The organism is Cellulomonas sp. Leaf334 (genome assembly GCF_001424195.1).
GTDB lineage: Bacteria > Actinomycetota > Actinomycetes > Actinomycetales > Cellulomonadaceae > Cellulomonas.
This window is the reverse complement of the sequence record NZ_LMOO01000005.1, coordinates 697,281-717,780: the sequence shown is the minus strand read 5'-3', so window position 1 is coordinate 717,780 and position 20,500 is coordinate 697,281. Positions and strand designations below refer to the sequence as shown.

15 protein-coding genes are annotated in these 20,500 nt (G+C 73.7%); 6 read left to right on the top strand and 9 right to left on the bottom strand.

Going from position 1 to position 20,500, the window contains the following annotated elements; all coding sequences use genetic code 11:
* The first annotated feature begins 94 nt into the window (after positions 1–94).
* Positions 95–937 (top strand): glycosyltransferase family 2 protein, encoded by an 843-nt coding sequence (locus tag ASF78_RS13710; RefSeq protein WP_056590214.1) that lies wholly within the window; start codon positions 95–97, stop codon positions 935–937.
* Entirely contained in the window at positions 937–1,602 is a 666-nt protein-coding gene (locus ASF78_RS13705; RefSeq protein WP_056590211.1) for a polysaccharide deacetylase family protein, read from the top strand. The genes ASF78_RS13710 and ASF78_RS13705 overlap by 1 nt, the downstream gene beginning before the upstream one ends.
* Here the strand turns inward: ASF78_RS13705 and ASF78_RS13700 are convergent.
* Positions 1,586–2,539 (bottom strand): glycosyltransferase family 2 protein, encoded by a 954-nt coding sequence (locus tag ASF78_RS13700; RefSeq protein WP_200940604.1) that lies wholly within the window; start codon positions 2,537–2,539, stop codon positions 1,586–1,588. The genes ASF78_RS13705 and ASF78_RS13700 overlap by 17 nt on opposite strands.
* 206 nt (positions 2,540–2,745) lie before the next feature.
* On the opposite strand from ASF78_RS13700, the gene ASF78_RS13695 reads away from it, so the two are divergent.
* The 3 genes from ASF78_RS13695 to ASF78_RS13685 are packed head-to-tail and all read left to right on the top strand — an operon-like array spanning position 2,746 to position 6,968.
* Positions 2,746–3,993, top strand: coding sequence for a hypothetical protein (locus ASF78_RS13695; protein ID WP_056590205.1), 1,248 nt, complete (start codon positions 2,746–2,748; stop codon positions 3,991–3,993).
* 12 nt (positions 3,994–4,005) lie between these two features.
* A complete protein-coding gene (locus tag ASF78_RS13690) occupies positions 4,006–5,418 on the top strand; it encodes a glycosyltransferase (protein ID WP_082495050.1) in 1,413 nt (470 codons plus the stop codon).
* Positions 5,415–6,968 carry a lipopolysaccharide biosynthesis protein gene (locus ASF78_RS13685; protein ID WP_056590198.1) on the top strand — a complete coding sequence of 518 codons (1,554 nt, stop codon included), beginning with the start codon at positions 5,415–5,417 and terminating at the stop codon, positions 6,966–6,968. Before ASF78_RS13690 ends, ASF78_RS13685 begins: the two co-directional genes overlap by 4 nt.
* 16 nt (positions 6,969–6,984) lie before the next feature.
* Here the strand turns inward: ASF78_RS13685 and ASF78_RS13680 are convergent, their stop codons facing one another.
* The 7 genes from ASF78_RS13680 to ASF78_RS13650 form a co-directional block, all read right to left on the bottom strand.
* Positions 6,985–8,154, bottom strand: coding sequence for a glycosyltransferase family 4 protein (locus tag ASF78_RS13680; RefSeq protein ID WP_056590195.1), 1,170 nt, complete (start codon positions 8,152–8,154; stop codon positions 6,985–6,987).
* Positions 8,154–9,257: a DegT/DnrJ/EryC1/StrS aminotransferase family protein gene (locus tag ASF78_RS13675; RefSeq protein WP_056590192.1), complete on the bottom strand. Its 1,104-nt coding sequence runs from the start codon at positions 9,255–9,257 to the stop codon at positions 8,154–8,156. Before ASF78_RS13675 ends, ASF78_RS13680 begins: the two co-directional genes overlap by 1 nt.
* Positions 9,254–9,973 (bottom strand): acetyltransferase, encoded by a 720-nt coding sequence (locus ASF78_RS13670; RefSeq protein WP_082495049.1) that lies wholly within the window; start codon positions 9,971–9,973, stop codon positions 9,254–9,256. The genes ASF78_RS13675 and ASF78_RS13670 overlap by 4 nt, the downstream gene beginning before the upstream one ends.
* Before the next feature lies 1 nt (position 9,974).
* The gene (locus ASF78_RS13665; RefSeq protein WP_056590929.1) at positions 9,975–11,087 is read right to left on the bottom strand and encodes a DegT/DnrJ/EryC1/StrS aminotransferase family protein; all 1,113 of its coding nucleotides are present in this window, start codon (positions 11,085–11,087) and stop codon (positions 9,975–9,977) included.
* A 14-nt stretch (positions 11,088–11,101) separates the two neighbouring features.
* A complete protein-coding gene (locus ASF78_RS13660; RefSeq protein ID WP_056590189.1) occupies positions 11,102–12,109 on the bottom strand; it encodes an NAD-dependent epimerase/dehydratase family protein in 1,008 nt (335 codons plus the stop codon).
* A complete protein-coding gene (locus ASF78_RS13655) occupies positions 12,106–13,161 on the bottom strand; it encodes a Gfo/Idh/MocA family protein (RefSeq protein ID WP_056590187.1) in 1,056 nt (351 codons plus the stop codon). Before ASF78_RS13655 ends, ASF78_RS13660 begins: the two co-directional genes overlap by 4 nt.
* 165 nt (positions 13,162–13,326) lie before the next feature.
* Positions 13,327–18,036: a DUF4082 domain-containing protein gene (locus ASF78_RS13650; RefSeq protein WP_056590184.1), complete on the bottom strand. Its 4,710-nt coding sequence runs from the start codon at positions 18,034–18,036 to the stop codon at positions 13,327–13,329.
* A 263-nt stretch (positions 18,037–18,299) separates the two neighbouring features.
* On the opposite strand from ASF78_RS13650, the gene ASF78_RS13645 reads away from it, so the two are divergent.
* Positions 18,300–18,899, top strand: a complete 600-nt coding sequence (locus ASF78_RS13645; RefSeq protein ID WP_056590181.1) for an acyltransferase — start codon at positions 18,300–18,302, stop codon at positions 18,897–18,899.
* Here ASF78_RS13645 and ASF78_RS13640 read toward each other — a convergent pair.
* The gene (locus tag ASF78_RS13640) at positions 18,893–20,404 is read right to left on the bottom strand and encodes a sugar transferase (protein ID WP_056590179.1); all 1,512 of its coding nucleotides are present in this window, start codon (positions 20,402–20,404) and stop codon (positions 18,893–18,895) included. The two genes, ASF78_RS13645 and ASF78_RS13640, sit on opposite strands and share 7 nt — an antisense overlap.
* Between the last annotated feature and the right edge of the window lie 96 nt (positions 20,405–20,500).

Here is a 20,500-nt window from a genome sequence, read left to right as displayed (position 1 = left end):
CCGGACGTGATCCCGTAGTCTCGGGCTCGCGTCCGGTGCGGCTCTGTCTCCCCGCCGGACGGTCGGTACCGGCGCGACGAGGAGGGGCAGCCCGATGACCAGCGTGATCATCGCCGCGTACAACGAGGCGGCGGTCATCGGCCGCAACCTCGACCGGCTCCTGGCCGGCGCCGCACCCGGCGAGCTCGACGTGGTCGTCGTGGCCAACGGGTGCGTCGACGAGACGGTCGCCGTCGCGAGCACCCGTGCCGTCCGCGTGCTCGACCTGCCGTCGCCCGGCAAGGCGGCCGCGCTCAACGCGGGCGACGCGGTCGCGGAGAGCACCCCCCGGATCTACCTCGACGCCGACGTCGCGACGACGACCTCCACCGTCCGCGCCCTGGCCGACGCCCTGACGCGACCCGGTCCCGACGGCACCACCCCGCTCGCGGCGGTGCCGGACCGGCACCTCGTGGTGACGGGTCGACCGCTCGCCGTCCGCTGCTACTACGCCATCCAGTCCCGCCTCCCGGCCGCCCGGACAGGGCTCTACGGCCGGGGCATGATCGCCCTGTCCGCCGCCGGCCGCGCCCGCTTCGAGCAGTTCCCCGAGGTGCTCGCGGACGACCTGTTCCTCGACTCCCTCTTCTCCGCCCAGGAGCGCGTCGTGCTCACCTCCGTCACCACCGAGGTCGAGACGCCTCGTCGGACGCGCGACCTCGTGGCCCGGCTCACGCGCGTGCGCCGCGGGAACGTCGCCCTGCGCGCCCGGTCCGCCGGGGTGCGGGCGTCCAGCCGCACCAGCTGGCTGACGGACGTCGTCCTGCGCCGGCCGTGGCTCGCACCCGCGGGCGTCGTCTACGCCGTCCTGACGCTCGTCGCCGACCGTCGCGCGCGCGGCGGTGGCGAGCGGTGGGAGCTCGACACGTCGTCGCGCCTGGCCGGGGGGACACCCTGATGGCCCGCGGGGACGTGCGCAACATCTGCTTCCACGGCATCGGGACCCCGGGTCGGACGATCGACGACGACGAGGCGCGCTACTGGATCACCGCGGACGAGTACCTGCGGATCCTCGACGAGATCGCGACGTGGCCCGCGACGGTCGTCTCGTTCGACGACGGGAACGCCTCCGACGTGGAGATCGGTCTGCCCGGCCTGCTCGAGCGCGGCCTGACCGCCACGTTCTTCGTCCTGGCCGGCCGCCTCGACACCCCCGGCAGCCTCACGTCGCAGCAGGTCGCCGGGCTCGGCGCGGCGGGCATGCGGGTGGGGTCGCACGGCATGGACCACGTGTCGTGGCGTGCGATGACCGCCGAGGTGCGCCGACGCGAGCTCGTCGAGGCCCGCGACGTCATCGCCGCGGTCGCCGGGGAGGTGACCGAGGCCGCGCTGCCACGCGGCCAGTACGACCGGGGCACGCTGCGGTCGCTGCGCGAGCTCGGGTACACCGCGGTGCACACCTCCGACCGGCGGCTCGCCACGGACGGGGCATGGCTGCGGCCGCGGTTCAGCGTGACGCGGCACGACACGCCCCAGACCCTCGTCCAGGCGGCGCTGGTCCCCCCGCCGGTGCACCGACGGGTGGCGCTCGAGGCCAAGGGACTGCTCAAGCGCTGGCGCTGACCGCCACGATGCTGTGCGGGCCAGGCGTCTGGCGCAGGTAGCGCGGGCTCAGCAGGCCCCGCAGCGCCGCGCGGCTCGTCTGCTTGCCGAGCAGCGCACGGCTGCCCTCCCGGCCCACGAGCACCACCCAGAAGGCAGCGGTGGCCACCCGACCGTGCCGGCGCCCGTACAGCCGCAGCCGGTTGGCGACGAGCAGCCGCCACAGCCCGGGGTTGCCGGCCGAGCCGCCCTCGAGGTGCACCGCGTGCGCGGTGGGGACGAACCACGTGAGGTAGCCGGCGTCCCGCGCGCGCAACGCGAAGTCGGTCTCCTCGGAGTAGAGGAAGTACGACTCGTCCCACGGCCCGACCGCGTCCCAGCACGCAGCCGAGACGAGCTGCGTCGACCCCTCGGCCCAGTCCGTCGGCGCCTCGTCCTCGTAGTCGCGGGCGTCGGTGATGACCTCGCCGAGGTCCGCCAGGGACCCGGCCCGCTCCGCGCCGAGGACCGCGTCCGCGAGCGCCCGGCGCAGGGTCGGCTCGCGGCGGCGTGAGGAGATCAGGTGTCCGCGGGCGTCGTCGAGCCGCGGCACGGCGATCCCCGCCCCCGTGCGGTCGACCGCCGCGACCAGCTCGGCGCCGCAGCCCGGACCCAGCCGCACGTCCGGGTTGAGCACGAGCACGGCCGACCGGTCCGGCACCTGCGCCGCCCCCAGGTTGATGCCCGCGGCGTAGCCCCCGTTGCGGGCCGAGCGGACGACCACGGCGTCCGGCGCGAGCCGTTCCACGACCTCGACCGTGTCGTCCCGCGAGCCGTTGTCCACCACGACGAGCGTCCAGTCGAGGCCGACGAGCCCGTCGGGCAACGAGGTGAGCAGGCCGGGCACGACGTCGGCGCTGTTGAACGTGACCACGACGACGACCACCCGGCCGGGCGCACCGCGCGGGACAGCAGGCACCGTGGTCATCCTCGGATCGATCGGTCGGCGGGGGTGCGGGCATCGTCGCACGGGACCTGTTCGCGACGCATCACCCGTCCGCCGAGCAGGGTCCCCGGACGGTCGCCACCACCCGGGTGAACCTCGGGCGCAGGTGTCCAACCTGCCCCTTTCGTCCCCTATCGTCGACTCGTCGAGACGACGCGAACCACCCGAGAGAGGTCCTGATGACAGGCACGCAGCCGCGCCGCGCACCGGTGTCGATCGTCTGCGTCTTCAACGACCTCGACGTCCGCACGACGTGCCTCGACGCCTCGGTCGACGCCGGTCGGGCCGAGGCGCCGCAGACCGAGTACCTCCCCGTCGACAACCGCGACGGCCGGTTCACGTCCGCCGGGGCCGCGCTCAACGACGGGGCCCGCCGCGCGCGTCACGACGTCGTGGTCCTCGTCCACCAGGACGTCTACCTGCACTCGCTGGTCGCGCTGGAGGAGGCCGCCGCCGCGCTCCTGGACGACCCGGGGACGGGGCTGCTCGGCGCGGTCGGCATCACGTCGTCCGACACGGTCGCGGGCGTGGTGCGGGACCGGGTCGTGATGATCGGCGCGCCCTCGTCGCCGTCGGTCCCGGTCGACAGCCTGGACGAGGTCCTCTTCCTCGTCGAGCGCGACCGCGTGCTCGACCAGCCGCTCAGCGAGCACCCCGACCTGGCGTGGCACGCGTACGCGGTGGAGTACGGCGCCCGCGTCCGCAGCCAGGGCCTGCGGGTGCGGACCCACGACGTCGTGCTGACCCACAACAGCATGACCACGAACCTCGACCGCCTCGCCGAGGCGCACGCGCACGTCGCCCGGACGTACCCGGACCTGCTCCCCCTGCACACCACGTGCGGCGTCGTGCGCGCGTCGGCCCACCGCGGTCGGTGGAGCACCGCATGGCGTCGTCGGCACGGCGTGGCCACCTGGGCCCGGGAGTCGTTCGTCGCGGCCCGGCTCGCCCGGTCGACGGGTGGGTCCGCCCGCGACGTCGTGCTCGGCGACATCCGGCTGGACGTCGACGACGCCCTGGACGTCGTCGACGCCGATCGCCTCGACGTGGTGAACGTCGTCGCGAGCCGTGCCGACGCACAGCCGTGGAGGCCGGTGTCCGTGACGCGCCGAGGACGCGACGTCTCCGCGGTCGTCGCGACCGTCGACGACCTCGCCCGCACCCTGGCCGCGCCCGAGCCCGGGCGCACGCTGCTCGTCACCGGTCTCGACGAGTCCGCCCTGCGCGTGCTCGCACCCGCCCTGCGCGCACTGCCGCACCTGGTGGGCCACGCGCAGGACACGGGCAGCTGGGTCCTGGTCGGTGCGACCGTCGGCCGCGTGCGCGCCCTCTGGCCCGCCCGCCGGAACGCACCGTTCGGGCTCCGGCCCCGCCACGCCACCAGCCCGGGGAGCTCCGCAGGTGCACCCGCGGAGCTCGCCCGGTAGCGGGGGCGTGCGATGTCGTCGCCACGACGGGTCCGCGGGGCTCCTTCGCGCGCGGCAGCCCGCGTCTCGGCCGCGGTGCTCGGGGCAGCGGTCGGCCTGGTCGACCTGACGTCACCGGGGCTGCGCTACGGGTACGTCCACCCGCTCGCGCGCGCGGTCCTGCGGCGGCCCCTCGCCGCGCTGCCCGCGGTCGCCGGCGCCGCCTTCCACCCGCTCCCCACGGGCACCGCCACGCGTGCGCCCGACCTGCGCTGCGGCCTCGTCGCCGACTCCCTCGACGTCGGCGGGATCGGTCGCGTCGTCGAGATGCTGGCCGAGGGGCTGTCGGCGGAGGGGATCGAGCCCGTCGTGGTCTGCCCGGAGGAGGGCCGGCGGACCGCGCGGCTGCGGGACCTCGGCATCGAGGTCGTCGTGGCCGGCGACGAGCAGTCGGCGGTGCGCGCCCTGGCGTCCGCGCGGCTCGACGTCGTGCAGGTGCACAGCGCGCCGGACCACCTCGTCGCGGCCGCGCTGGGCACGGGTGCACCGATCGTGCCCGTCCTGCACAACACCGAGATCCACTACTCCCCCGAGAAGTGGCGGAGCACGGCCGAGCTGTTCGACCAGGCCGACTCCGTGATCGCCGTCAGCGCTCTCGTGCGGCAGTTCCACGTCGACCGCGTGCCCGCGAGCGCGGGCAGGAAGATCGTCGTCGTCGCCAACGGGGCCATGCCGCTGCCCGCCGCGACCGAGCAGGTGCGGGCCGCCGCGCGGGACCAGCTCGCCCGCACGGTCGGCACGCCGCTGGTCGACGAGGTCGTGTTCGCGTGCCTGGCCCGGTACGACGCGCAGAAGAACATCGCCGGGACCGTCGCCTCGTTCCTGTCCGCCGCGCAGGACGCCCGGGCCCACCTGGTGGTCGCCGGCGACCCGTCGGACTGGCTCGAGTACCGCCGGGCGGACGCGATCCGGCGCAGCCACCCGCACGGCGACCGCGTGCACCTGCTGGGCAGCTCCGACGCCGCGACGCTGCTCTGCGCCGCCGACGCGTTCGTCCTCGACTCGTTCTTCGAGGGGTGGCCCCTGGCTGCCACGGAGGCGGTGTCCGCCGGCCTGCCGATCGTGATCAGCGAGGCGGGCGGCGCCGCGGAGCTCGTGGCACGCGCCGCCCCCGGGTCGACCCTCGTGAGCAACGCGAGCGGGCCGGCCGCCGAGGTGACTGACAGGCGTGCTGCGGTCGCCCGACGCCGGGCCGGCCGCCAGGCGAACGCCGCGCAGGTCGCGGCCGCGGTCGCGCACGCCGCCGCGACGGTCCGCGGTCGGGGCCGCTCGGGTCCGCCCGCCGACGACAGCTTCGCGACCATGGTCGCCGGGCACGCGTCCGTCGCCCGCGCTGCAGTCGCGCGTCACGGCGCCGGCGTGCCGCACGAGGGGGCGGCACGATGAGCGCGGACCAGGAGCAGGTCGCCACGCCCGCACCCGAGGGCGACCCGCCCGGCAGCTCCACCGAGCCGACGTCCGGTCTGGGCCGCGCGGCCGCGTCGGGGGCGGCGTGGCTGACGGCGCAGAAGTGGCTCGTGCGCCTGTCCGGGCTCGCCACCATCGCCGTCCTGGCCCGCATGGTCTCGCCGGAGGAGTTCGGCGTCGTCGCGGTGGCCTCGGCCATCATCCCGTTCGTCCTGCTGCTGTCCGACCTGGGGCTGTCCACGTACCTGGTGCAGGCGGACGACCCCGACGAACGGATGCTGAGCACCGGGTTCTGGTTCTCCCTGGTGGCCGCGATCGTCCTCGGCGGGGTGCTGTTCGCCTGCGTGCCGCTCGTGGTGGCCGCGCTGGACGCGCCCGAGGCGGGGCCGGTCCTGCGCGTGCTGCTGGCGTCCGTGCCGCTGGTCGTCATCGCCGCCGTGCCGACCGCCCTGCTGCGGCGCAGGATGGCGTTCCGCCGGCTCGCGATCCAGGGCACCGCCGCCGCCGCGCTCGCCCAGGTCGTCGCCGTCGTCATCGCCCTGGCCGGCGGGGGCGTCTGGGCGCTGGTCGCGCAGGCGATCACCACGACGCTCGTGACGACGACGGCCGCGTGGCTGGCCGCCGGGTGGCGACCGACGTGGTCCTTCTCCCGGCGTGAGTTCGGCACCATGGCGCGGTTCGGCTACAAGGTCGTCGGCGTCGAGCTGGTCGCCGTGCTCCGCAACTGGGCGGAGACCGCGATCATCGCGATCGTGCTGGGGACCGCCGCACTCGGCTACCTCACGATCGCGCAACGGCTCGTCCAGGTGGCCCAGGAGCTGGGCGGGTCCGCCGTCGCACCCGTCTCCGTGGTCGTGCTCGCCCGCGTGCGCGACGTCCCCGAGCGGCTCCGGCAGGCCTACCGGCGGGCGTCCTCGCTGACGTACGGCGCCGTGACCCCGGTGCTGGTCTTCGTCGCGGTCGCCGCACCCGTCGTCATCCCGGTGATGTTCGGCACCCAGTGGGCCGAGAGCGTGCCGGTGACCCGCGGCCTCGCGGTCGCGGGGATCCTGACGATCGGCGCCCTGCTCGACCACGGCCTCTTCTACGCGCTGGGCCGCGCCGGCAAGTGGTTCGTGTACGCCACGATCACCGACGTGATCACCGTCGCCGCCACGGCCCTCGTGGTGTCCCAGGGCCTCACCGCGGTCGCCTGGGCGTTCGTCGGCGTCGCCGTGGCCGCGACCGGCGCCCGCTGGGTCCTGGTGTCGAAGGAGATCGGCACCACGGTCGGCGAGCTCGCCCGGTCGTTCGGGTCGGTCGCGGTCTGCGCGCTGGTGTCCGGCGGGGCGGGGCTGCTCGTCCTGGTCCTCGTGCCCGGGCCGCTGGTGGTGCGCGCCGCGCTGATCGGCGTCACGGTTCTCGCGACGCACCTGCTGCTGCTGCGGCTCGTGCTGCGCGACACCTACCGGGACGCGCTCGAGCTCGCGCCCCTGCCGGCGGCGGTGCGGGGTCGCCTGCAGCGGTTCTCCCGGCTCGCGACGACGTAGCGCGCGAGGTCCGGCGTCAGCGGACCCGGGTCAGCCGGGCGAGCTTGTCCGGGACGCGGCGCGCCTCGACCGGCAGGTCCGCCCACCAGGAGCGCGCCGTGTACGAGGTCAGCGCCGTCTCGTACACGCCGACCAGCTTCTCGGCCATCGCCGTCAGCCCGAACCGCTGCTCCGCGAACGCCCGGCTGAACTCTCCGAGGCGTCGGCGGCGGTCCTCGTCGTCGACCAGCGTGCGCAGGTTCTGCGCCAGGAGGGCAGCCGGCTCGGCCACGGTGTCCGGGCTCCAGTAGCTGCTGCGCGCGAGGAACGCGGCGTTGTCCGGCTCGAGCACCGCGCTCCACCCGGCCTCGCCCTGGACGACGAGCGGCTTGCCGTGCGCGAGGCCACGGGCGGCGGACCCGCCCATGCCGAGGACGATGTCGGCGCGCGCGTAGGCGGGCCGCGGGTCGGACAGGGCGCCCAGGAAGCGGACGGCCTCGCGGCCGAGGTCGGCGTTCGCCTTCTCACCCAGCGTCCGCAGGCGCGCCTCCGCCGCCCCGGTGCCGACGATCTCCAGGACGAGGTCGTGCTCCGCCAGCAGCCCGACCGCACCGATCGCGGCCTCGACCGGGACCGACTTCATGTCCTCCTCGAGCCGCGACACGATGACGATCGTGACCTGCTCGTTGGGCGGCGCGTCGGCCGGTCGTGGCCGGTCCCGGAGCATGTCGACCGGCGGGCTGATCAGCACGGTCGGCCCGGGGCGGTCGACGCACTCCTCGACGAGGTACTCCGTGCCCACGACGAGCGGGTGGTGCCGGTGGACCGAGTGGTGGAGCTCCATCTCGTACATCGTCTGCACCCACGGCAGCCGGCCGAACCGGCTCGGACCCCAGTAGAACGCGCGCGCGGCACCCCACGTCCCGTACGCGTGCAGCAGGTCGGCGCCGACCGCGTCGGCGCGCTGCCGCAGGACGCGGCTGTAGGCGAGCGCCGTCGGCGGCTCGCGGAACGGCGTGACCCGGACCCCGCGCTCGGCGGCGACGTCGAGCAGGCTGGCGCCCGTGCCGGTCGGCTCCGGGCCGATCAGGTGCGACTCGTACCCGTGCGGCACCAGGGCAGCGGCCAGGTCCACCGCGTTGATCTGCGTCCCCCCGAGCTCGAGGCTGTTGAGGTGGACGAGGACCGAGCGGGGCCTGGCGGCCATCAGACTGCCCCGGCCAGCACGTCCACGACGCGCTCCTGCTGTGCCGCCGTCAGGTGCGGGAACATCGGCAGGGACAGGATGCGGGCCGCGGCGGCCTCCGCGACGGGGAAGGCCCCCGCGCGCAGACCCAGGTCCGCGTACGCGCCGGTGAGGTGCACAGGCGTCGGGTAGTGGATCCCCGCGCCGATCCCCGCCTCGTTCAGCTCGCGCAGGACCCGGTCGCGCTCGTCGACCTGGACCACGTACAGGTGCCAGACGTCCTCGTTGCCGGCAGCACTGACCGGCACGCGGACGCCGTCGATGCCGCTGAGGAGCTCGGCGTACCGGGCCGCGGCGGCACGACGGGCGTCGTTCCACCCGGCCAGCCGGCGCAGCTTCGCCTCGAGCACCACGGCCTGGACGGTGTCGAGCCGCGAGTTCATGCCGATCGTCTCGTGCTCGTACTTGCGCGCGGAGCCGTGGGCCGCGATGACCCGGACCGTGCGCGCGACCTCCGCGTCGGAGGTCGTCACCGCGCCCGCGTCGCCCGCGGCACCGAGGTTCTTGCCCGGGTAGAAGCTCGTTCCCGCGGCCAGCCCGAACGAGCCCGCGGCGCGGCCGTGCCGCAGCGCGCCCTGCGACTGGGCGGCGTCCTCGATCATGGGGACCCCGGCGTCGGCGGCGATCTTGCCGATCTCCTCGACGGGTGCCACCTGGCCGAACAGGTGCACGGGGACTATCGCCTCGGTCCGGGGACCGACCGCCGCCCGCACCGCGGCAGGGTCGATGAGCAGGTGCACCGGGTCGACGTCGACCGGCACCGGGACGGCGCCGATCCGGGACGCCGCCTCGGCGGTCGCGATGAAGGTGTTCGCCGGGACGATCACCTCACCGCCGGGCCGCACGCCCGCCGCACGCAGAGCCAGCTCCAGGGCGTCGGTGCCGTTGGCGACGCCGACACAGTGCGTGGCCTGCGAGAACGCCGCGTACGCGGCCTCGAACCGGCCGACGGCCGGGCCTCCGACGAACGCCGTGGTCGCGAAGACCTCGTCGAGACCGGCGCGCACCTCCTCGGCGATCTCGGCCTGCTGGGCCCCCAGGTCCACCAGCGGGATCGTCGTCATGCCCGTGCTCCTTCGTCGATGCGCTCGGTGTGCTCCGCGGTCGCGGGCCACCCGTCGTTACGGTGCCGGGCGATGCCGGTCGGGACGCCGAGCGCTCGCGCCGGCACCCCCGCCCAGGTCTCCCCGTCCGGCTGGTCCACCAGGAGTGCGGCGCCCATGCCGAGCGTCGCCCCCTCGCCCACGCGCACGTTCTCGCGCACGGAGGCGTTCATGCCCAGGTAGGCGGCCCGGCCCACGACGACGCTGCCGCCGAGGGCCACGCCTGCGCAGACGGTGCTGAAGTCCTGCAGCACGCAGTCGTGCGTGAGCGTCGCGTTCGGCATCACCACGACGTGGGAGCCGACCGTCACGGCGGCGGTCATGGCGACCCCGGCCAGCAGGATCGACCCGACGCCGACCTCGCAGCCGTCGGGGACGTCCACGGCGGGGTGCACGACCGTCGCGTACCGGATCGGGAAGACCCCGAGGCCGTCGAGCCGCTCCACGACCTGCTCGCGGCTCGCACCCTTGCCGACGCACACGAGCAGCTCGGCGTCCGGGTGCTCGGTCACGGCGTCGATCCCGCCGAGCACCGGCACTCCGTCCAGGGTGGTGCCGTGCCGCGCGACGTCGTCGTCCAGGAAGCCCACGACGTCGTACCCGCCGTGGGCCCGCACGAGCGCGAGCACCTCGCGGGCCAGCCCGCTGGCAGCGACCAGGATCAGCTGTGTGGCCACGTCAGGCACCGGCCGAGCGCAGCGCGTCGACGACGCGCGACTGCTCGGACTCCGACATCTGGTGGAACACCGGCAGGATCAGGGTCGAGTCGGTGAGGTGCTCGGTGACAGGCAGCGGAGCGTGGGACGTCCCGGCGTACGCGGGCTGGCGGTGCGTCGCCATGATGCCGCGGCGCGCGGAGATCTCCGCGTCGGCGAGGTGCGCCAGCAGCCCGTCGCGGTCGAGCGGGAAACCGGGTCCGACCTCGACCCAGAAGGACTGGAAGTTGCTCGTTCCCCACGCGGGGTCGGCCACGGCGCGCAGCCCGGGCAGCTCGGCGATCTGCTTGGTGTACGTCGCTGCGATCTCGCGGCGACGCGCGACGACCTCCGGCAGCCGGCCCAGCTGCACGATGCCGACGGCGGCCTGCAGGTCCGTCATCCGGTAGTTGTAGCCGACCTCGAGGTACTCCTCCGGGGGCGCCAGCACGCTGGCGTGGCGGGCAGCCGCGGAGACGCTCATCGCGTGCTCGCGCAGGCGCCGGGCGCGCTCGGCCCACTCGGCGTGCGGCGTGGTGAGCATGCCGCCCTCACCCGTGGTGACGATCTTGCGCGGGTGGAACGACCACGCCGCGACGTCCGCGCCCGCACCGACGGGTCGACCGCGGTACGTCGACCCCGCCCCGCACGCCGCGTCCTCGATGACGACGATGCCGCGCGGGTCCGTCACGGCGCGGATCGCGTCCAGGTCCACCGGGACACCACCCTGGTCCACCACGATCACCGCGCGGGTGGCGTCGGTCAGCACAGCCTCGACGGACGCTGCGGTGAGGTTGCCGGTGACGGGGTCGACGTCGGCGAACACCGGGCGCGCACCCACGTAGACGGGGGCGTTCGACGTGGCGATGAACGAGAACGACGGGACGACCACGTCGTCCCCGGCCTGCACCCCGGCGACGACCAGCGCGAGGTGCAGCGCGGTGGTGCACGACGACGCCGCGACGGCGTGCTCGGCCTGCATGGCCTCGGCGAACGCCGCCTCGAACGCGGCGACCCGGGGGCCCTGCGCCACCCAGCCGGACGCGATCACCTCGCTGACCGCGGCGATCTCCTCCGGCCCGAACCAGGGCTGCATGACGTTGACACGGCTCACGGGCGTGCACCCGCGCTGCTCAGCGCCCGGCCTGCGGCGATCTCGCTGCGCAACGGCCGCCACCAGGCGACCAGCTCCCGCAGACCCTCCTCGAGCCCGACCTGGGCCTCGAAGCCCAGGTCGATGCGCGCCGCGGACGTGTCCGCCAGCCGGCGCGTCACGCCGTTGACCGCCCGGTCGGGGCCGTGCTCGACGGACAGGTCGGAGTCCATCGCCCGCAGCAGCGCCTGCGCGAGCCCGAGCAGGCTCGTCTCGGTGCCGCTCGCGATGTTGTAGACGCCGTCCACGACGTCGCTGGTGGCCGCGAGCAGGTTGGCGCGCGCGATGTCGGTCGTCACGACGAAGTCCATCGTCTGCAGGCCGTCGCCGAAGATCAGGGGCGGCTGGCCGTCGGCGATCCGCTCCATCCAGCGCACCAGCACCTCCGTGTACAGGCCGTGCACGTCCATGCGCGGGCCGTACACGTTGAAGTAGCGCAGCAGCACGTAGTCGAGCCCGTACATCGCGCGGAAGCTGCGGGCCATGCCCTCGTTGAACGACTTGGCCGCACCGTAGAACGTGTCGTTGTTGTGGTGGTGGTGCCGCTCCCCGGTCGGGAACTGCTCCGCCAGCCCGTAGACCGACGCGCTCGACGCGGCGATCACCTTGTCCACCTTGTGCTCCGCGGCCGCCTCCAGGACGGTGAACGTTCCGTCCACCAGGACCTCGAGCGCCAGGCGCGGCTCCTCGGCGCACTGCGTGATCCGGATCGCGGCCTGGTGGAACACCAGGTCCTTCCCCCGGGTGACGTCGTGCACCAGGTCGCGGTCGCGCAGGTCGCCCTCGACCAGCTGGACCTTGCCGGTCGCCAGCGCGTCGGCGAGGTTCTCGCGCCGCCCACGGACCAGGTTGTCCAGGACCACGACGTCGCTCACCCTCGCGTCGAGGAGCTGGTCGACGATGGTCGAGCCGATGGTGCCGGCCCCGCCGGTGACGAGGACGCGGGCCCCCTGAAGCGTGCTCATGCGACGGTCTCCATCGTGGGTGCGGACGAGGCGACGGGGGTCAGACGACCGCCGTCGCGCAGGCTGAGGGACGCGGACTCGAGGACGTCGAGCACGCGCAGCCCGGCGTGCCCGTCCGTGCGGGGTGCGCGACGCTCGCGGATGGCGGACGCGAGCTCCGCGACCATCACGCCGAGCGCCTCCTTCTCGGGCAGGGCCGGGGCCCAGGCGTCACCGAGACGGTAGGAGATGTTGGCCGTCGTCTTGTCGGGCAGCGGCTGACCGAGCTCGACCCCGCGGTCGTACACGGTGAGGCGCTGCTGCGGGGACAGGTCGTCCCAGACGAGCGTGCGCTTGCTGCCCCCGACCACCATCTGGCGGATCTTGGTGGGGCTGAGCCAGTTGACGTGGACGTGCGCGATGGCCCCGCCCGGCAGCGGCAGCGTCAGGTACCCGACGCAGGACTGGCCGGTGCCCAACGGGTCGGCCCCCTGCGCGGCGACACCCGACGGGACGAGGCCCCCCGGGAGGATGAAGTCGAGGATCGACAGGTCGTGCGGGGCGAGGTCCCAGAAGACGTCCACGTCCGGCTGCACGATGCCGAGGTTGATCCGGACCGAGTCGACGAACAGGATGTCGCCGAGGTGACCCTCCGCGATCAGCTCGCGCATCTTGAGCACCGGCGACGTGTAGCAGAACGTGTGGTCGACCATGAGGACGCGGTCGAGCTCGGCCGCCCGCGCCACCATCTGGCGGGCCCCCGTGCCGCGGTCCGCGATCGGCTTCTCGACCAGGACGTGCTTGCCCGCCTCGAGCGCGGCGAGAGCGATCGGGGCGTGCGTCCGGGCCGGCGTCGCGATCGCGATCGCGTCGACGTCGTCGCGGGCCAGCAGGTCGCTGACCGACGTCATCACGTCCACCGTCGACCGCGCACCGACCACCTTCCGGGCCCGGTCGGCGTCCAGGTCGCACACGGCGACGAGATCCCAGTCCGGGCTGTTCCGGAAGTTGCGGGCGAGGTTCGGGCCCCAGTAGCCCGCCCCCACCACAGCCGCACGCAGCTGCTCGGTCATGTCATACCCCTCACGTCTTGGTGGGCTCCAGTGTCACGAACCCGACGGGGCATGTCCGTAGATATCGGACATTTTCACCCCGCGACGACGGGGTGAACACCCGAACGGCGGCACCCACCGGAGCGCGGCCCGCGACCTCGACGTCGCGGGCCGCTCCGGGAGGCCCTAGCCGGCCGGGGCGAACACGAGGTCCACCCCGAAGAACGTCGACGTGGAGGACGCCGGGAACGTCGTCCCGTAGACGTACGCACCACCCGTGGCGACGGTCGAGAGCGGTCCGACGGTGCGGACGGCGGCGAGGCCGTTCGAGGTGACCGCGTACCGGCCCGAGGTCGAGTGGTACGCCGCCGTGTAGACCTGCCCGGGCACGAGCACGGCGGGCGTGGTGAGCGGCACCGTCTGCCAGCCGGACGCCGACTCCGCGCTCGAGGGCGCCTCCGCGACCTTGACCCCGGCCGCGTCCCAGAGGCTCACCGTGTGCGTGCCGGTGTTGGTCGCGCCCTTGTAGAACCTGATGGCGGTGACCGCTCCCGGCGCGCTCGCGGTGAACCGCGTGCCCACCATGACCGGGTCGGGGTCGTTCCACGCCGCGACCGTCGGCACCTCCGAGTCCGTCCACAGCGACACGGCCGAACCGGTCGCCGCAGCCGTGGTGAACGTCCACGACCCACCGGCGAGCGGGGTGCCCGCCAGCGTCGTCGCCACCGAGATCGAGCTTCCCGCAGGGAGGGCGGAGCTCGGCGTGAACATCACCCGGCGCGTCGTCGGGTCGTAGGAGCTCTCCCCCGCGATCGTGCCGAACGGACCGCTCAGCGCCATGGCCGGCGAGCCCGAGGCGGGGGCCACCGAGAGGGTCGCACCCACCGAGGCCGACGTCGAGATGCCGGTCGCACCCGCCGGCGGAGCCTGCGCCGACACCGTGGGCAGGTCCGGTGCCGCCGTGGCGAACACCACGTCGACGAAGTAGTTCGTCTGCTGCCACGTCTCGGTGGGGGCCACTCCCCCGCTGCCGTAGCGGTACCGGCCGTTGCCGACCGCGGGCGTGGTCAGGGGCCCGACGGTGCGATTGACCGTGAAGTCGTTCGGCGTCGCCGCGTAGTGGCCCTGGGGCGCGTGGTACGACACGACGTAGGTGGTCCCGGGAGCGACCTGGTAAGGGCTGGAGAACAGTGCGGTCTGCCAGCCCGAGGCCGACTCGTCGGCGAACGTCACGGTTCGCAGCAGCTGGCCGGACGAGCTCCACAGCGTCCCCGTGTGCGTCCCGGTGTTGCCGGCCCCCTTGTAGAACCGGACGCCCGTCACCACACCCCAGCTCGTCGGGCTGAACGAGACGCCCAGCTCGACCGCGGAGGAGTCGTTGACGGAGCTGGTGGCCGGCGTCAGCCCGCTGAAGAGCGTGCACGGGCAGTTGTCCGCGGCCGCCGTGGTGAACGACCACGTGACGTCGGCCAGGGTGCTGCCGTCGGTCGAGACGAGGCTGCTCGCCGTCGCCGTGTAGACGGTCGACCTCGCCAGCGCTGACGAGGGCGTGAAGACGAGCGTCCGCGCGTCCGACGACCGCGTCGCCGTCCCCGCCACCGCGGCGGTGCCCGCCCTGAGGCTCAGGGTGGCGCCCGCCGCGAGCGGAGCGTTGAAGGTGACGCTCACGGGCGCCGAGACCGACGCACCGGGATCGGCCGCCGCCGGTGACTGCGCGGTGACGGCGAGCGCCGCGGCGTCCTGCGTGAACACGACGTCCACCAGGTAGCTGGTCGTGCTCGACGACCCCGGGTAGCCGGTGGCGTAGGTGTACGCGCCGCTCATGGGCTCGGTGCGCAGCGGCGCGCGCTGCAGACCGGTCCCGGAGAACGCCCCGGCCGTCGACGAGTACCGGCCGACGGGCGCGCGGTACGCGACGATGTACTCGGTGTCCTTCGTGATGCGCACGGGCGTCGCGAACAGGACCGTCTGCCAGCCGGACGTGCTCTCGGAGCCGAACGTCGCCTGCGCGAGGGGCTGCGAACCGCCGACCGCCCAGAGCTGCCCCACGTGGGTCCCGGTGTTGTTCGGGCCCTTGTAGAAGCGGACGCCCGTCACCGTGCCGTCGACGCTGCTGGCGAACCGGGTGCCGAGCGTCACCGCGTCGGTGTCCGGGTCCTGGAGCGTGGCGGGCACGGCGGAGTCGTCGTAGAAGCTGACGGTGCGGCCACCCGGCACCTGCGGGGGTGCCGCCGTCGTGAACGACCACGTCGACGGGCCCGTGATGCCCGCGCCGTTCGCCGACGCGCTGACCGAGGCCGTGTACACGGTCGACGCGCCGAGCGCCGCCGAGGGCGTGAACGTCGCCCGTCGGGTGGTCGCGTCGTAGCTCGTCGTGCCCGCGACGGCGGAGCCGCCCTGGGCGGTGAGCGTCATGGCGACCGAGCCGGCCGTGACGGCCTTCGACAGCACGACGCTGACGGGCGACCCGACGGGCACGCTGGTGGAGCCGCCCAGGGGCGACTGGCCGCTGATGGTCAGCGGTGTGGTGTCGACGGAGGAGTAGACGACGTCGACGAAGTAGTGCGTCGAGCGGAAGCTCTCCGCGGGGAACGTGCCGGGCGCACCGAACGTGCCGGCACCCGAGGCGCCGAAGCCACCGGCGACCAGGAGCGGCGGTGCGGAGACGCCGCGGTACCAGAACGCGTCGTCCTGCATCGCGTAGTGGCCTGCGGGAGCCGTGTAGGACACGACGTAGGTCGTCCCCGCGGTGACCTCCACCGCCGGCGAGAGGACCGCCGTCTGCCATCCCGCGGACGTCTCGTTCTGGAACGTCGCGGTCGCCAGGCGCGCGCCGGTGGAGCTCCACAGCGACCCGACGTGCGTCCCGGTGTTGCCCGCGCCCTTGTAGAAGCGCACCCCGGTGACGAACCCGTTGGCGGTCGCGGAGAACTTCAGACCCAGCTCGACGGCGTCCGGGTCGTTGGCCGCGGGCACCTTCGGGACCGCGGAGCCGAACAGCGAGCACGGGCACGCCACGGTGAACGACCGCGTGGCGACGGCGCCGATGTTGGCGCTGTCGTCGACGGCGCGGACGCGCACCGGCGTCGACCCGTTGCCGGACTGCACGTAGGTGTAGCTCCACGCGGTCGTGCCCGTCGCCGGGTGCCACGACGCACCGGCGTCGGTGGACACCTCGACGCCCGCGACCCGACCGCCGACGTCGGTCGCCACACCGCTGACCGTGACGGACGTGCCGTTGGCGATCGACGCACCCGACGCGGGCGAGCTGATGGTGGCGACCGGGCCGGTCGTGTCCGACGACGCCGTCGCCGCGACCAGGCCCGTCATGAGGCTGCCCGGCTGCGCCTTCATGTCCGCGAGCAGGTTCACCGTCGCCTGCTGCATGCGCGGGTCCGCAGCGGCACCGTCGCCGTCGTGCTCCTGGTCGAGGCCCCACGCCCACTGGATGGAGCCCGCCGAGAACACCAGCGCACCGCTCGGTGCCCGGTACAGGGTCAGGTGGTGCGTCGTCGTGCCTTCCGCGACCACGTTGCCGAAGTCCTGCAGGTACTGCGGGACCAGGCCGGTGGTCGTCGACAACCGGACGAGCCCCTGTGGGCGCGCCCCGTTGTCGACGTCTTCGTTCGACTCGTAGCCGATGGTGTGCGGCGCGAGCGCGACCTTCGTCCCCGAGCTCAGGGAGGTCAGCGAGGTGTTGCGCCACAGCCGGTACTTGCCCTCGTCCGCGGAGACGGTGACGGGCAGGTCCGAGAAGTTCGAGGTGTACATCGTGCCGGTGAGGTTGTTCTCCGGGCGTCCGCCGCCGTTGGCCGGCGACGCGAAGCGCGGGTCGCGCCACGTGCCGGTCCACTCCGGGGACGTGTCGTCGACCTTCTGGTTCGACCAGGTCTCCTTGTACGACGTGAGCGTGCGGTACGCGGTGGGCGTGCCCGCGATGGAGCTCTCGTAGCGCGTGCGCCAGTAGGCCTCGTTGCCGCTGAAGAACGCCAGGTTCACGCCCGCGTCCCGGGCGGCCTCGATGTTGGCGCGCTGCGCACCCGACCAGTACTCGTCGTGGCCGACCGACATGAAGACCTTGTGGTTCTTGATGAGCGCGCCGCGACGGTCGGAGTCGACACCCGCCAGGTAGCTCACGTCGTACCCGTTGCGCTCGAGGAAGCGCACCATCGCGTACTCGGAGCTGAAGTAGAAGTCCCGCCCCTGCTCCCAGTTGCGCGTGGCGAACGGCCGGTTGTAGCTGAGCTTGTAGGCCCGCCCGACCGCGCCGCCCTGGTAGAAGCTCGAGCCGCCGTAGGTGTTGTACGCGTGCCACGTCGTGTCGGACGTCTGGAACACCACGGCGGACGTGCTCGCGTCGTTGCGCACGACGAACGTGATGTGGCTCGTGTCGTCGGTGACGGGGTCCGTCAGCTTGGCCAGGTACACGCCGGAGACCGCGGTCGTGGGCACCGCCCAGCTGGCCGACACGGCCCAGTTCCCGCAGTCGTAGTTGCCGGTGTCGTCGTCGGAGACGCACCCGGGCTGGTTCTGGCGGACCGAGGGTGACGGGACCGAGGTGATGAACCGGGCGCCGTCCCCGCCGTACCAACCGGTGCGGTAGATGTCGATGTCGTAGTTCACGGCGTCGGTCTTGATCTTGAACTGGACGGTGCTGCCCACGTTCACGGAGATGTCGGTGGCGTACCCCTGGATCCCCTCGTCGCCGGCCCCGTCGATGTCCCACACGTCGGGGTCGGTCCCCGTCCTCGAGTTCTCGCACACGATCGGGTTGCCCCCCGTCGCGCACGGGTCGGCGGCGGCACCCGGGGTGGCCGCGACGACGACGAGAGAGGCGCCGGTGGCGAGCGCAGCGACGAGCCCGACGAGTCGGCGGGAGACGGGACGGGAACTCATGGGGCGCTCCGGGTGATGGGGTCGAGCTGCAGGCGACGCGGGCCGGGGGTGGCCTGCTTCCGCCGAGTACTGAGCCGGGGGGACGGCTCCTGATACGGGACGATATGGGACAACTCATGCCACTTCGGCGCAAAGATGCAGATATCACCCGTCGTGACAGCGACACTCCCCCGGATGACGTAGCGGTCGTCGACCGCAGGAGCGGACGACCGGCACAATCGGCCTCGACCCGCGTCATCACGCCCCACCACGAGGAGAACCCCGTGCCCGACCGCACCCCGACCGTCGCCGGCACGGCCGACGTGGACCCGCGCGCGACCCTCGGCGCCGGCACCCGGGTCTGGCACCTCGCCCAGGTGCGCGAGGACGCCCGGCTGGGTGAGGACTGCATCGTCGGCCGCGGGGCGTACATCGGTCCCGGGGTGGTCGTGGGCGACCGGTGCAAGATCCAGAACCACGCGTTGGTGTACGAGCCCGCGGTGCTCGAGGACGGCGCCTTCGTCGGCCCGGCCGTCGTGTTCACCAACGACTACTACCCCCGGGCGGTGAACCCGGACGGCAGCCTGAAGTCGGCCGACGACTGGCACGCCGTCGGCGTGACCGTCCGCACCGGCGCCTCGATCGGCGCCCGGTCGGTGTGCGTCGCGCCCGTGACGATCGGCCGCTGGGCGCTCGTGGCCGCGGGCTCCGTGGTCACCAAGGACGTGCCCGACTTCGCGCTCGTCGCGGGGGTGCCCGCCCGGCGCATCCGCTGGGTGGGCCGCGCGGGCGCTCCGCTGGAGCCCGAGGGTGACGCGTGGGTGTGCCCGACGACCGGGGAGCGGTACGAGGAGCACGACGGAGCGCTGTCGCTGGCTCAGTAGGCGCCGGAGCCGCCGAACACGGCACGGCCCGTCTTCCACAGGATCATCAGGTCCATGGCGACGGACCAGTTGTCGACGTACCGCAGGTCCAGCCGGATCGACTCGTCCCACGACAGGTCCGCGCGCCCGCTGACCTGCCACAGGCCCGTCAGCCCCGGGCGCACGCGCAGCCGGCGGTAGACCGCGTCGTGGTACTCGTCGACCTCCTGCGGAAGCGGCGGGCGCGGGCCGACGAGCGACATGTCCCCGCGCACCACGTTCCAGAGCTGCGGGAGCTCGTCGACGGAGTACCGGCGCAGGAGCCGACCGACCGGCGTGATGCGCGGGTCGTCGTGCATCTTGAACATCAGCCCGTCACGGTCGCTGCTGCCCAGCAGGGCGGCGCGACGCTCCTCGGCGTCCGTGTACATGCTGCGGAGCTTCCACATGGTGAACTCGCGCCCGTCGACCCCGATGCGACGCTGGTGGAAGAACGGTGCGCCCTTGCTGTTCAGGCGGACCGCGAGCGCAGCCACGAGGATCACCGGCGAGACCGCCAGCAGGATCGCGGCGCCGAGCGTGCGGTCGAGCGTCGACTTGGCCAGCAGCCGCCGGCGCGGCGACGTCGTCTCCACCTCCAGCAGGGACAGCCCGGCCGTGGGCCGCAGGTGGACGCGCGGACCGAGCACCTCGACCAGACCCGGGGCGACGACGAGGTCGACACCCGCCCGTCCCAGCGCCCACGACAGCCGCCGCAGCGCGTCGCCCGACAGCTCGCTGCCCGACACGATGACGACGTCGACCTGGTGGTCGTACGCGACCTGCGGGATGTCCGCGAGCGCCCCGAGCGTGGGGACCCCGTCCTGCGGAGGCTGGTCGGTGATCGAGGGCAGGCAGACCCCGATGACCTGGTACCCGTGGTACGTCGCGCCGCGCAGGTCGTGGATGAGGTGGTGCACCGACGTGGCGTCGCCGACGACGAGCGTGCGGGACATCGCGACCCCGCGGCTGCGACGCCCGTGCAGGGACCGACGCAGTGCGTGCCGACCGACCGCCGTGCCGAGGGTCAGCAGGACGACCGTGACCGCGACCTGGACCCGGGGCAGCGGCACTGCGAAGGCCACGCTGCCGAGCGCCACGACGGCCGCCGACCCGACGCCCGCGCGGAGCACGGCCTGGAACTCGACCGGGCCGTCGCCGAGCGACTTGCGGTCGTACCCGTGGCCGATCGCGACGAGGACCAGGAAGGCCAGCGCCACGACGGCGGACCACCCGACCGCGGCGGCCGTGAACGACGCCACGACCGCGACGACCAGACCGGCGATGCAGGCGTCGACGGCGAGCGCCTGACGCACGTAGTGGCCGGCGACCGAGCCCCAGTGGGACGCGTCGTACGACGGCAGCGACTCACGCGGGTGGGTGACGAACGGCTCCGTCGATGCCCAGGAGCGCCGGGGCCCGGTTGCTGCCCTGCGCCGGTCGAGAAGGACGTCCACGTCCTCTGCCGGATCCTCGAGGATCGTCATGTCGCCTACCGTCCGCCCCAGATCTGATCATCCGTCCGGGTTGGAGGCTATGCGCGTGCAATGAGTGGAGATAGACCCTTTTGTCCGTTTTCACCC

Excerpts from the sequence above, each read along its gene's own strand:
- ASF78_RS13680 (WP_056590195.1), bottom strand. The coding sequence starts at position 8,154 with ATGGCCGCCAGGCCCCGCTCGGTCCTCGTCCACCTCAACAGCCTCGAG.
- ASF78_RS13685 (WP_056590198.1), top strand. The coding sequence starts at position 5,415 with ATGAGCGCGGACCAGGAGCAGGTCGCCACGCCCGCACCCGAGGGCGAC.
- ASF78_RS13695 (WP_056590205.1), top strand. The coding sequence starts at position 2,746 with ATGACAGGCACGCAGCCGCGCCGCGCACCGGTGTCGATCGTCTGCGTC.
- ASF78_RS13705 (WP_056590211.1), top strand. The coding sequence starts at position 937 with ATGGCCCGCGGGGACGTGCGCAACATCTGCTTCCACGGCATCGGGACC.
- ASF78_RS13675 (WP_056590192.1), bottom strand. The coding sequence starts at position 9,257 with ATGACGACGATCCCGCTGGTGGACCTGGGGGCCCAGCAGGCCGAGATC.
- ASF78_RS13690 (WP_082495050.1), top strand. The coding sequence starts at position 4,006 with ATGTCGTCGCCACGACGGGTCCGCGGGGCTCCTTCGCGCGCGGCAGCC.
- ASF78_RS13650 (WP_056590184.1), bottom strand. The coding sequence starts at position 18,036 with ATGAGTTCCCGTCCCGTCTCCCGCCGACTCGTCGGGCTCGTCGCTGCG.
- ASF78_RS13640 (WP_056590179.1), bottom strand. The coding sequence starts at position 20,404 with ATGACGATCCTCGAGGATCCGGCAGAGGACGTGGACGTCCTTCTCGAC.
- ASF78_RS13655 (WP_056590187.1), bottom strand. The coding sequence starts at position 13,161 with ATGACCGAGCAGCTGCGTGCGGCTGTGGTGGGGGCGGGCTACTGGGGC.
- ASF78_RS13660 (WP_056590189.1), bottom strand. The coding sequence starts at position 12,109 with ATGAGCACGCTTCAGGGGGCCCGCGTCCTCGTCACCGGCGGGGCCGGC.
- ASF78_RS13710 (WP_056590214.1), top strand. The coding sequence starts at position 95 with ATGACCAGCGTGATCATCGCCGCGTACAACGAGGCGGCGGTCATCGGC.
- ASF78_RS13665 (WP_056590929.1), bottom strand. The coding sequence starts at position 11,087 with ATGCAGCCCTGGTTCGGGCCGGAGGAGATCGCCGCGGTCAGCGAGGTG.